Source organism: Salinicola socius (assembly GCF_001937195.1).
GTDB lineage: Bacteria > Pseudomonadota > Gammaproteobacteria > Pseudomonadales > Halomonadaceae > Salinicola > Salinicola socius.
Genome location: NZ_MSDO01000004.1, coordinates 208,313 through 220,685 on the forward strand (window position 1 = coordinate 208,313; position 12,373 = coordinate 220,685).

10 protein-coding genes and 1 riboswitch are annotated in these 12,373 nt (G+C 63.1%); of the genes, 6 read left to right on the forward strand and 4 right to left on the reverse strand.

Annotation, left to right across the window (positions count from 1 at the left end; genetic code table 11):
- Positions 1-114: 114 nt before the first annotated feature.
- The 4 genes from BTW07_RS05235 to BTW07_RS05250 all read right to left on the reverse strand — a co-directional run bounded on the left by BTW07_RS05235 (position 115) and on the right by BTW07_RS05250 (position 5,207).
- Positions 115-1,941, reverse strand: coding sequence for a TonB-dependent receptor domain-containing protein (locus BTW07_RS05235; RefSeq protein WP_075569105.1), 1,827 nt, complete (start codon positions 1,939-1,941; stop codon positions 115-117).
- Between the two features lie 482 nt (positions 1,942-2,423).
- Positions 2,424-2,477, reverse strand: a riboswitch (cobalamin riboswitch).
- A gap of 95 nt (positions 2,478-2,572) precedes the next feature.
- Positions 2,573-3,460, reverse strand: coding sequence for an OmpA family protein (locus BTW07_RS05240; RefSeq protein ID WP_083941538.1), 888 nt, complete (start codon positions 3,458-3,460; stop codon positions 2,573-2,575).
- On the reverse strand, positions 3,457-4,275 hold the full coding sequence (locus BTW07_RS05245; protein ID WP_075569106.1) for a motility protein A: 819 nt from the start codon (positions 4,273-4,275) through the stop codon (positions 3,457-3,459). Before BTW07_RS05245 ends, BTW07_RS05240 begins: the two co-directional genes overlap by 4 nt.
- A gap of 92 nt (positions 4,276-4,367) precedes the next feature.
- Positions 4,368-5,207 carry a glycerophosphoryl diester phosphodiesterase gene (locus BTW07_RS05250; protein WP_075569107.1) on the reverse strand — a complete coding sequence of 280 codons (840 nt, stop codon included), beginning with the start codon at positions 5,205-5,207 and terminating at the stop codon, positions 4,368-4,370.
- Between the two features lie 346 nt (positions 5,208-5,553).
- On the opposite strand from BTW07_RS05250, the gene BTW07_RS05255 reads away from it, so the two are divergent.
- The 6 genes from BTW07_RS05255 to BTW07_RS05280 all read left to right on the forward strand — a co-directional run bounded on the left by BTW07_RS05255 (position 5,554) and on the right by BTW07_RS05280 (position 12,218).
- Positions 5,554-7,686: a TonB-dependent receptor gene (locus BTW07_RS05255; RefSeq protein WP_075569108.1), complete on the forward strand. Its 2,133-nt coding sequence runs from the start codon at positions 5,554-5,556 to the stop codon at positions 7,684-7,686.
- 51 nt (positions 7,687-7,737) lie between these two features.
- Positions 7,738-8,640 (forward strand): ABC transporter substrate-binding protein, encoded by a 903-nt coding sequence (locus tag BTW07_RS05260; RefSeq protein WP_075569109.1) that lies wholly within the window; start codon positions 7,738-7,740, stop codon positions 8,638-8,640.
- Complete coding sequence (locus BTW07_RS05265) at positions 8,637-9,623, forward strand: FecCD family ABC transporter permease (RefSeq protein WP_075569110.1); 987 nt, start codon at positions 8,637-8,639, stop codon at positions 9,621-9,623. Before BTW07_RS05260 ends, BTW07_RS05265 begins: the two co-directional genes overlap by 4 nt.
- A 61-nt stretch (positions 9,624-9,684) precedes the next feature.
- Positions 9,685-10,644, forward strand: coding sequence for a FecCD family ABC transporter permease (locus tag BTW07_RS05270; protein WP_208605368.1), 960 nt, complete (start codon positions 9,685-9,687; stop codon positions 10,642-10,644).
- A gap of 3 nt (positions 10,645-10,647) precedes the next feature.
- Positions 10,648-11,439 carry an ABC transporter ATP-binding protein gene (locus BTW07_RS05275; protein WP_075569112.1) on the forward strand — a complete coding sequence of 264 codons (792 nt, stop codon included), beginning with the start codon at positions 10,648-10,650 and terminating at the stop codon, positions 11,437-11,439.
- Entirely contained in the window at positions 11,436-12,218 is a 783-nt protein-coding gene (locus tag BTW07_RS05280) for an IucA/IucC family C-terminal-domain containing protein (protein ID WP_075569113.1), read from the forward strand. The genes BTW07_RS05275 and BTW07_RS05280 overlap by 4 nt, the downstream gene beginning before the upstream one ends.
- Positions 12,219-12,373 lie beyond the last annotated feature (155 nt).

Below are 12,373 nucleotides of genomic sequence, written 5' to 3' on the forward strand. Positions count from 1 at the left end.
ACGGTTTTTGTGACTTGTCGACATTTCGCTCTCTAACCGACGACGCCTCGCCAACCATGGAGTGACGAGGCGTCTTTCGGATCCCTATCGAGCCGGGGCCTGCGAGCGGCCGAGTCAGAAGCTGAGTTTCACGCCACCTTCCAGATAACGATCCTGGGTGTTGTAGCCGTCGACCAGTTGATAGTCCCTGTCGAAGGCGTTTTCCAGCTTGGCCGATAGCTGAATTTCCGGAGTGACCTGCCAGGCGGTGCGCAGGTCGACGACTCCGTAGCCGGCCGTGGTGGTGTCGCCGAAGCTGACAACGTCCACATCCCGGCGATCAGCGGCGCTACGCAGGGTTGCGCCCACGCCCCACTCCGAGAAAGCGTAGTCGGCGTCGATTCGCCCAAAGGTGCGCGCCCGGCGCTGCAGGCGCTCGCCAGTGGAGCGATCCTCCGGGTCCTGATGGGTCAGCGAGGCGCTGATATCGAATCCTCCATGCTCCCAGCCGGTGCTCAGCTCGACGCCACGAATTCGGGCATCGTCGATGTTGATCGGCGTGAAATTGGGGCCGCTGAAGCTGATCAGGTCATCGATATGGGTCTCGAACGCGGTCAAACCGATATGCCAAGATTCGGCGCGCAGACGCCAGAACAGTTCCGTGGTTTCCGACGCTTCGGCATCAAGATCCGGGTTGGCGCCGAAGGGTCCATAAAGTTCCAGGAAGCTGGGTGCCTTGAACGCCGTACCGTAGGTGGCGCCGACCTGCTGGCGTTCGGTCAACTGATAGGCGTAGCCGACGTTGCCGGTGGTGGCATCGCCGAACAGCTGATCGTCATCGTAGCGACCGCCGGCGGAAAGCGAGTGGCGACCATAGTCGCCCTGCCAGTTGGCGTAGAGCCCGTAGTTCTCGCGGGAATCTCGAGCATAGCCATCGTCGCCGTCGGTCAGTTCTTCCTGACGATAGTCGACGCCGAGACCGGCGCTACCGTTATCGAGCCGGAACCGATGAGCGATGCCAAAGTCGTTGCGGCGTGTGGCGGTCTTGCCCTGGTCGTCGCCGGTGATTCGATTCTCCCGGGATTCCCGGGCCTGCCCAGCGGATAGCACCATGTCCCAGCTCCGCGTCAGGTGGCTGGTCAGCGCGGCCTGGGCGAGAAACTGCTCTCCTTTGCCACGACAGTCCTCGGAGTAGGGGAAGCCGCAATCGTCGTAGTCGTAATCGGTCGTCGAGCGCAACAACGAGACGTCCAGATCGGCCTTGTCGGCAAAAGCGTGGTTCAGCGAGAGCTGGCCGGTGGCCTGTTCGAAGCCATCGTCATCGGTGCTGTTATCGCGAGCCGAATAGCCGTCGCTTTTCTGGTGGTCGATTAGCGCCGAGAGCCGCGTATCGCCCTGAACCGACGAGAACCAGCCGCTTTGCTGCTGGCTGCTGTCCTCGCCGACGCGCAGGTCGAGGGTCGCGTGCTGGCCATCCTGATCTGCGGTCCGGGTGAGGATGTTGATGACGCCACCGATGGCATCGGCGCCGTAAGCAGCCGCCCGCGGTCCGCGCACGATCTCGATGCGCTGGATGGCGGCGACCGGCAGGAACTCCCAGTTGATGCTGCCGTCGGTGGGTGATGCGATGCGCAGCCCATCGACGAGAACGAGCGTGTGGTCGGAATTGGTGCCGCGCATGAACAGGCTGGTGGTATTGCCGCGACTCCCGTTGCGCGCCAGTTCGATCCCGGCACGCCCCTGCAGCAGTTCGACGAGACTGCCCGCCTGGCTTCGTTCGATCTCGGCGCGATCGATGATGGTGGTGCTGGCCAGCACGTCGGCCTGCGATTGCGGCAGACGATTGGCCGTGACCTGGACGTCGTCGAGCGACTGCTGAACCTGCTGGGCGTGAGCCGATACCGTGGTCATCGCCACGGCGAGTGCGACGCTGGATACGGCGACTTTCTTCTTGTAACGCATGCGATGTGATCCCCAACTGCGTGGCACCATCGAAGATCGCCGACCGGTCGGCCGAGCACGATGGTGCGAAATTCTGACGAATACGCAATGGGAGGACGGACGTGACGATGCCCGCCTCGGACGTCATGGAGTCCGGGCAGGGGAAGCCGCCACTGGATGAGCCCTCCGCATCAACCAGTGAAGAGAGACGTGCCGGTCTCCGGACTCTTGCGCGATGACGCTGGGTCATCCGACACGCACGCCTTCCCATGTCGATGGACGTTCCCTTGACGCGTTGTCCATTCGATCACAGTGGCTGGATGGCCTGGCGGCGCATCCTCGTGGTGTCCAAGGAAATGCCGAATAAATCGGCGAGCAGGATGAAGTGGGCGGCACTCCGTCGCAAGACGCACGGAGCACGGGAACCGGAGCCTATGGGGTATAGGTGAGGATTCCGAGCACCGCGCAATGCAGCGATTCGCCTGCGCAGTCATTTATGCAGTGTTTCCTAACGCGATTACCGTTGCGGGGGCAGTGCGGGGTTCTCACCCGCTTCCCGTGCACACGTCTCTCGACGCGCCGGATTGTCGCAGCTTCCACGCGACAAGTGAATTCCGGATCGGCCCCAGCAACCCCGCGACGGTGCTAACCGTCACGGGGCTGACGAATCGGGCTCCTGGAGTACCAGTTCCACGCGGCGGTTGCTGGCTCGGCCGGCCGGGGTGTGGTTGTCGGCCAGGGGATGCGTCGAGGCGTAGCCGATCGCTCGCAGCCGATCGCCATCGATACCGGCCAGACGCAGAACCCGCACGACGGCGGAGGCGCGCGCGGCCGACAGTTCCCAGTTGGAGGGGAAGCGGGAGGTCGAGATGGGGACGCTGTCGGTGTGGCCTTCGACCGAGATGGTGCCCTTGAACTCCTCCAGCATCGGGATCAGCTTCTCGACCAGCTGTCGTCCGTTATCGCTGAGCCCGACGGCACTGCTGTCGAACAGCAGATGATCCTGAATGCGCAGGTTGAAGCCGTGGGGAATCGCCGTGACCTCGACGCCGTCGATCTGCGGCAGCACCGGCGCCGGTTCCGCATCGGGCAGATCGAACAGCGGCACGCTGAACGCCATCGGAGCGCCAGTCGTGACCTCGGCGAGGGCTGGCGACGATTGAAATGGCTCGACGGGGGGCGGCGTCGAGTCTGGAGAGTAAAAGCCGACGTCGCTCGCCAGCGGTGCCGGGGAGAGCTGACGCGGCGGCCGATAGAACTCGCCGACGGTCGCCTGGGGGAGCCTGAGCGGCGGTGCCATCGCCGGAATGTGCAGCGGCAGTGCCGTGATCGCCGGGGTGTCGTCGACGTTGCGGTCGACGAGCTGGCCGCCGTAGAGCGCCAGCATCAGCACGAAGAACGTGATCAGCAGCATCAGCATGTCGAGATAGCTCATCAGCCACGAATCGCTCTCGCTGCCGTGCCCGGCGTCGTCGAAAGGGCCATCATCGAACAGCAGGTCGGCGAAGGGGCCGCCGGGAGAGATTGCGGCCTGACTCATGCGGTCTCGGCCGACGCATCGGCGGGTTGAGGCCGGCGGGGATCGCGCATTTCGTCGCGATGCTCGGCACGGTAGGTATTCAGTGCTTCCTCGATGAACGCCGGCAGCCGACGCTTGCTGACCATCGCGATACCTTCCAGGATCAGCGTCATCGCCATCAGCCGGGCCTCGGTGCGGCGTTCGAGCTTGACCGCGATCGGCTTGAACAGCAGGTTGGCCAGCAGAATGCCGTAGAAGGTCGACATCAGCGCCACGGCCAGGCGGGGCCCGATGACCGCAAGATCGCCGGCCTGGATCACCTCGAGCATGTTGATCAGCCCGACCAGCGTGCCCAGCATGCCGAAGGCCGGCGCATAGACGGCCATCGTACGCAGTATCTGCGCCTCGGTACGCTCCTTGGCCTTGACCCGCACCATGCGCCAGCGAAGCATCTCGCGGATCTCTTCCTCGCGGGTGTTGGCGATCACCATCTGCATGCCGGTGCGCAGGAACGGGTTGGTGGTGCTCTCGAGGGCGCCTTCGATGGCGCGGATATTGCCGCGGCTCCAGTGGCGCGACATGTCGATCAGCTGCTCGAGGTCGCTCTCCAGTTCGCTCGCCTGGGGTTCACGGCGGAACACCACGGCGATCTGGCGGCATAGCCGCTGCATCTCCTGAAGGGGGTAGCTGATGAAGCTGGCCGCCAGCGTGCCGGTGAGCACGATCGCCAACCCCGGCAGATTGAAGAAACTGCTCGGGGCCTGAGCGGTGAACAGCACGACGGTCGCCAATAGCAGCGCACTGGCGATGATGCCGATAAGCGTGGAGGGATTCATGAACGGCTCGCAACCTGGAAAACGGGCATGGTGCCCATCTTAAGCGCAGGAGCGTGCCGTCAAAGGCGCTAATTGGCGAGTGTATCAGGCGCTTATCGTTGGCGGTGGTTCATGACCGCAGCCGGGTCGAGCGACTTCTCTTCACTCCCTCGGCGCGCCGCGGTCTCCTCGGCATGAGTGACGAAGCGCGTGGGATCGTCGCTGATCACGCCGTCGACGCCCCAATCCCAGAGCTTCTCGAAAGTGACCGGGTCGTTGGCGGTATAGCAGAACAGCTTGATCTCCTCGTCGGCGATCTCCTGGGCACGCTTGATCTTCAGCTTGCGCCAATCCAGGTGAAGGCTGTAGGCCGACAGCCGTTCGGTTTCCTGCCACCAGCGCTTGGGCGCCTTGTCGTCGAGCACGCCAAGGCGTAGACGGTCGGGATCGGTTTCCAACGCTCTCGCGGCGGTCAACGCATGGCGGTCGAACGAGGAGACGATCAGCTTGTCGGCCGGCAGCACTGCCAGCGTCGGTGGCAGGGCAGCCTTGACCAGTTCGATGGCATTACGGCCGCGGCACACCTTGAGTTCCAGGTTGAGCCCCATGCCCAGACGCTGGATCAGCGTCAGCATCGCCTCCAGCGTGGCGATCGGCTCGCCACGATACTGGGCGCCGAACCAGCTGCCGGCATCCAGTTTGGCGGCGCTTTCGGCATTGAGCTTGAACAGCTTGCCTCGGCCGTTGGAACAGCGCTTCAAGCCGGCATCGTGCCAGATCACCGGCGTCCCGTCGCCGAGCAGTTGAACGTCGAGCTCGACCCACTCGCAACCGGCGTCATGCGCGGCCTGAACCGCAGACAGGGTATTCTCGGGCGCTCGCGCCGAGAGACCGCGATGGGCGATGTAGCGGGGTGTGTCGCCGCTGCTTGGGGGAGGCGAACTCTGTGTCATGCGTCTGTTATCTCCGGCGATGGCCTACGAGAAGGTGGTCGCCACGGGGCGGATAGAGAAATTCGGTGGTCGAGGCGGGGGTTCCCCACAACCACGTTCGACCTTCATCTACGGCGATGCCGTCGTCAAGACAAGTCGACCACAATATTTTGACAGATTGTCGATGCGTCGTGGGCAGCAGAGACGGGCAGCCGGGGATCGACAAAACGATTGCCGCATTAAAGCAAATGATTCTCATTTGTTGATGTTTTTGCATATTGTTTGCAATAATCCCCCGCCATCGGACGCAAGCCTCCTGAGGCGGCGCCCGAGATCACTAGAAAAATAGCGAAGCAAGGGGGGGAACATGCGATCAAAGGTTACGGTCGTGGCGTGGGGAACACTGTCGATGCTGGTGGTGACACCGGCCGTCGCACTCGACTCGAACGGTCAGGAGCCGTTGATTGTCACCGCGACGCGCTCGGGTACCGAGAAACAGAATTCTCCCCAGGTGGTCCGGGTGATCACGCGGGAGGAACTGGATCAGCAGCGACGCATTACCTCGGACTCTTCCGAAATACTGAGCAACCTGCTACCGGACTATTCGCCGCCGCGCCAGAAAATGAGCGGCAGCGGCGAGACTCTTCGCGGGCGAACCCCGCTGGTGATGATCGATGGCATTCCTCAATCCAATCCCCTGCGTCCTACCGGGCGGGAATTGCACACCATCGATTTCTCGATGATCGATCACATCGAGGTGATCAAGGGCGCTAACGCCACCAACGGCCTGGGCGCCGCCGGTGGCGTCATCAACCTCGTCACCAGGCGCCCCGAGCCGGGCTCGCTCAACCAGCATTTCGAAGCCCAGCTCACCACGCCGACGTCGGAGCTGAATTCAGACACCACCAGTTATCGCACCAACTACGGCGTCAGTGGCAACAAGGATGCAATCGATTATCTGTTCTCGCTGAGCTACGAAGATCAGGGGCTGTATCTGGATGGCGATGACGACGCCATTGGCGTCGATAATACCCAGGGCGATCTGATGGATTCACGCGCCTATGACGTGTTCGGCAAGGTCGCCTACTGGTTAGACGATGACCGCCGGCTGCAGCTCAGCATCAATCACTATCGTCTCGAGGGGCAGAATCACTACGTCAGCGTCGCGGGCGATCGTGAAAACGGGGTACCCACCACCTCGAAGCGTGACGAGCCGGAAGGGAGTGCTCCCTACAACAGGGTCTGGACCACCGGCGTTACCTGGGACGACTACGACCTGGCCGGCATGCACCTGAACGTGCTGGCGTTCTACCAGGACTACGAATCGCTGTTCGGGGCGACCGATTCGGGTACGTTTCAGGATCCCGATATCGCACCGGTCGGTACGCTCTACGACCAGACCATGGCGGAAACCAGCAAGTACGGCCTCAAGACGTCGTTGATCAAGGACGGGCTGTGGGACGATCGCATCAAGCTCACGTTGGGCCTGGACGTCATGCGCGACGATACCGAGCAGTATCTGTGGAGCACGGATCGAACCTACGTGCCCGAGATCCGGTACACCGATATTTCGCCTTTCGTGCAAATGGACTTCAGCCCGATCGAGTCGCTGACCTTCTCGGCCGGCGCGCGCTATGAGTATGCCAAGCTCGATATCGACAGCTACCGGACAGTGGCCGCCAATAACGGGGTCGATGTCGATGGTGGCTCGCCCGACTTCGACGAGACGCTCTATAACGCGGGTGTGGTATGGCGTCCCGTCGATGACTGGAGCCTGTTCGCCAACTATTCGGAAGGGTTTGCGATTCCCGACGTCGGCCGCGTGCTGCGTGGCATCAATACGCCGGGGCAGTCAGTCGACAGCTTCGAGAATCTGCGCCCCATCGTCACGGACAATGTCGAAACCGGTGTGCGCTTCGACAACGGTCGTCTGAATGCCGAATTGTCGTACTACGTTTCATCGTCCGACTTCGGCACGCGTCTGACGACACGGGACGACGCCTTCGTGATGCAACGCGAAAAAACAGAAATCGAGGGTATCGAAGCTTCCGTGGGCTACGAGTTTACCGACAGGCACTCGGGAAGAGTGGCCTATTCCCATACCCGGGGGCGCTACGACAGCGATAACAACGGCACGCTCGATTCCAGGCTCAACGGACTCAATGTCGCCCCCGACCGTTTGATCGCGAGCTGGTCCGCTCGATGGTCGCCGAAATGGACCTCGTTCCTGCAGGTCAATCACGCGTTCGACAAGAGCTTCGACGACAGCGCCAATGGCTGGGATACCGACTTCGACGGTTACACGCTGGTCGACGCCGCCGTCGGCTACCAGTTGCCGGTGGGCGAACTGAACGTCGGCATCGCCAACCTGTTCGACAAGCAGTACATCACCTACTACTCCCAGAGTGCGCTCGACAGCCCCAGTGCCGATTACATGAACGACCGCTATTTCGCCGGTCGCGGACGGACGCTGTCCGTGGGCTACAGTGTCGACTTCTAAACGGCCCGGCAAGCGAGCTGATCCTGGGGACCTGTGGCAGGCAAGGGCGCAATGACGCGACGCGAGCTATTGGTCATGGCGCTGGCCCTGGGGGCGGCGCCGGGTGCGGCATTCGCCGCTGGCGACAAGCACGACGCTTCCTCGCCACGCATCGTGACGCTGTTTCAGGGCGCTACCGATACCGCGGTGGCGCTCGGCGTGACGCCGGTCGGGGTGGTGGAGTCGTGGCAGGACAAGCCGATCTATCCCTATCTGCGACAGGCGCTGTCCGGCGTCACTCTGGTAGGGCTCGAGACCCAGCCCAGTCTCGAGGATATCGCGCTGCTGGCTCCTGATCTGATTGTCGCCTCGCGGTTCCGGCATCAGCGCATTGCGCCGCTGCTGTCGGCGCTGGCGCCGGTGCTGATGCTCGACGATATCCACCGATACCGGCGTACATTGCATACCATGGCTCGTGCGCTTCATCGGGAGGGACAAGCGGCGGCGCTGTCGCATACGTTGATGCAACGCATGACGACGCTGCGTCGGCGGTTGGATAGCCGCTTCGGCGACCGCTGGCCGTTGACGGTGTCGTTGCTAGACGTTCGCCCTGGCGAAATCCGTAGTTATCTGGCGTCGAGCTTCGGAGGATCGGTACTGGCCGAGCTCGGTTTCGTGTGGAACCTGGCTTCCAGGGAGTCGTCCGGGGTGATGCTGCAGTTGGGTGGCGTCGAGAGCTTGCCGGCGATTGATGCCGATGTCTTTTTCATTCTGCATCGCAGGAGCCAATCCGCGGAGACGCACTATCGTCGCTTGCGTGAGCATCCGCTTTGGCAGCGCCTGTCGGCGGTTCGCCAGAATCGTGTATGGGAGGTCGATCCGGTCGCCTGGAGCCTGTCCGGGGGCGTTCTGGGAATCTTCGGCATTCTCGACGACCTGGATGCCTGGCTGGCATCAGGCGCTGGGCGCTCATGAGTCTGCGACTGGTGGCGCTGGTGCTGGGTCTGCTGGCGGCGCTTGTGCTGAGCCTGATGGCAGGCGCGCACTGGCTGAGCCCAATCAAGGTGTGGCATGCCCTGTGGTCGCCTTCGGCGACAGACATCGACGATCTGCTGATTCGGACGACGCGCCTGACGCGAACGCTGGTGGCGCTGGTCGTCGGCGCGGGTCTCGGCGTGGCGGGAGGCATCATGCAGACGCTGACGCGCAATCCACTGGCGTCTCCCGGCTTGCTGGGTATCAACGCCGGTGCGCTGTTCGTGGTGGTGTTACTCGTCACGCTGGGTTCCACCTTGCCGATCTGGGCGGCTGGCGCCGGTGCCTTCGTCGGTGCCGGGTTGGCCGCGGCAATGGTGTGGTGGATCGCCATGCGTCGCTCCAGTCAGGCGGGGCCGTTGCGCCTGATTCTGGCCGGGGCGGCGCTGACCGCACTGTTCCATGCCTTTAGTCAGGCGCTTCTGGTGATTGATCAGCAGGGGCTGGATTCGGTCCTGTTCTGGCTGGCTGGATCGGTATCCGCGCGGCCGTTGTCGGACATCTGGCCATTGATGCTGTTGTCCATGGTGGCGCTGTCGGCTTGCTGGCCGTTGTCGAGGCAGTGGAACGTGCTGGCTGCCGGAGAATCGGTTGCCGTGGGTGCTGGCGTGGCGATAGGCAGGTTACAGGGCGCGTCGGTGGTACTGATCGTCATACTGGCTGGCGCAGCGGTGGCCATGGCGGGAAACATCGCCTTCGTCGGGTTGATCGTCCCGCATGTGGCACGTCGGCTGGCGGGATCGGATCATCGTCACTGGTTGCCCGCCGCCGCGCTGGTGGGCGCGACGCTACTGCTGCTTGCGGACATCGCCGCGCGCACGCTGATCCTGCCCGGCGAAGTGCCGATCGGTGTGATGACCGCGCTGGTCGGGGCGCCGCTGTTCATGGGGCTCGTCAGACGTCAGGGGGACGTCAATGTCTGAGATCGGCGCGTTACGGATAGGCGCATTTTCCCGCGCGGTCGTCTGGCGATCGTGGCGTCGCGTGGCTATCGTCGCCATGCTGTTGGGGCTCGCCCTTGTGGCATGCCTGTCGCTCGGCAAGGTGCCGTTGCCACCTCACGAGTTGAGGGCAGCGCTGATGGCGCCCGGCAGCGACATCGGTTTGATCGTATGGCAGCTGCGTCTGCCGCGAACGCTGCTGGGTGTCATGGCGGGCGGCGCGCTGGCGCTCTCCGGATGGTTGCTGCAGCAGGTCGTTCGCAATCCTCTGGCCTCACCCGATACGCTGGGCGTGACCGGCGGGGCCAGCGCCGGGGCGGTCTGTTATCTGGCCTTTCTGGCCAGTACGCTCGGCAGCACCTGGCTGCCGTTGGCGGCTGCGACCGGTGCGCTCACCGCGGTGGGATTGGTATACGCAATGGCATGGCAGCAGGGTGTGACACCGTTACGCTTGGTGCTGATGGGCATCGGTCTCTCCGCCATGCTGGCGGCGGTGACGACGTTCGTGCTGCTATCCAGCCCCTTGTCTACCACGCTGTCGGCCTACGTCTGGTTGACCGGCAGTGTCTATGGCAGCAACTGGACCGAGGTTTTGCGACTGGCTTCGTGGTTCGCCGGTGCCTTGCTGATGATGGTGCCGTTGATGCGCTTCGCGTTGCTGGCGTCGCTGGACGACGCGTTGGCAGTCGGCATCGGCGTGCGAGTGCAGTTGTCGCGGGGAACGTTAACGTTGCTCGCGGCGGGGCTGGCAGGCATCGCGGTCGCCTGGGGGGGCGCCATCGCTTTCGTCGGCCTGGTGGCGCCACATCTGGCGAGGCGTCTGGTGCCTGGACCGGGGGCTGCACAGATCGTCATGGCGAGCATGATCGGTAGCGTGATGGTCATCTTGGCGGACCTGCTGGGACGTACGCTTTTTCTACCGCTGGATCTACCCGCCGGCATTTTCGTGGCGGCCGTCGGGGCGCCGTTTTTTCTTGGTCTTCTGATTTGGCAGGTACGCTGACCCATGACGACGATCGCCGCGCATGAACTCAGCTTGGGTTATCAGCGACAAAAGATTCTACACGAGCTGTCTCTGGTGTTGCCGGAAGGCCGGGTATCCGTGCTCGTTGGCAGCAACGGCTGCGGCAAGAGTACGCTGCTGAAGGCGCTGGCGCGCCTGTTGACGCCGTGGCAGGGCAACGTGATTCTCGAGGGATACGACATCCAGCAGCAGCCGACCAAGGCCGTGGCGAGGTTACTGTCGCTGTTGCCGCAGCATCCGGTGGCACCGGAAGGAATTACCGTGCGTCAGCTGGTGCGGCTGGGCCGTCATCCGCATCAAGGCTGGCTGGCGCAATGGTCGGAGCAGGACGAGCGCAAGGTCGAAGAAGCGCTGACGCGCACCGAACTGAACGCGTTTGCGGAGCGTCGTGTCGAGACTCTCTCCGGCGGACAGCGCCAGCGCGCCTGGATCGCCATGGCGGTGGCCCAGGATACTCCCTTGATGCTGCTCGACGAGCCGACATCTTTCCTCGACTTGGCTCACCAGATGGAAGTGCTGGAGTTGTTGGCCAGTCTCAACCGAGAGTCGGGAAAGACCATCGTCATGGTGCTTCACGATCTCAATCTGGCGTGTCGCTACGCCGATCATATCGTGGCGATGCGCGAGGGCCGTATACTCGCGCAGGGTACACCCCATGAGGTGATCACCCGTGAGCGGGTCAAGGAGATCTTCCACCTCGACTGTCAGGTCATCGACGATCCCTATTTCCATACGCCGCTGTGTATTCCGTTTGCCAGGCGGGAGGATGCATGAGCGAAGCGTCCCGCACCCATGGTTTCGATCCTTCGCACTGGCACTACCTGGCAGGCACGCTGCGCTTGAAGTCGGCCGAAAGGGCGGACTCGCGCTCGCTGAACGTCGCCGATTTCCTCGATCCCAGGCGCTGTCGCGAACTGCTCGATCATCTGGGGCCGGTGATAGGGTCCCCCGAGCGGCGCACGACGGCATCGTTGCTGTCGAAACGCCTGGGCTTTCTGCTTACCGGCGCACCGCTATACGCGCTGTCGATATGCGATCGCAGACTCGATCTTTCCGCCTCCAATTGCGTCATCGAATACGCCTACGACGACGGCGTATGGACCTCTTCGTTGCCGCTGTGGACGCTGGAGAGCGAGGCGTTGGCGGCCTCGCGACGCCACAGCGCCCGCAGGGAGACCCTGCATGTGCTGTTCGCGCAGACGATCGTCCCGCTGTGGCAGAGGCTTCGCGAAGTGGGGGGCGTGCCGGAACGCATCCTGTGGGAAAATCTGGCGGTCAGGGTCTATTCGCTCTACGAACGCCGGCTGACCGGACTTGCCTGTACCCATGCCATCCAGCGTCGCGATGAGGACTATCGTTTTTTGCTAGCGGCTGACCCCTCGCTTTTCGGACTCGATTTCAATCCCCTGGCGCGATTCTTCCACGCGCGCACCCGACCGGAAGACAACGATTCGGTCCGTTTTCGGCGGACTTGTTGTCTCTATTTCAAGGCGACCTGTCCACGGGAATACTGTCAGGCGTGCCCGCTGATCAAGCCGCGAAACCCCGCATGAACCGCTGACTCGAATCTCGCTTGGGCCGCGGCGGGCCCACCGGGGGAGATTATGCTAGGCTGCGCGGCTTATTGCACCGGCCCGAAGCCGCCGGCAGCGCGGCTTATGACACCGGCCCGAAGCCGCCGGCAGTGCGGCTTATGACACCGGCCCGA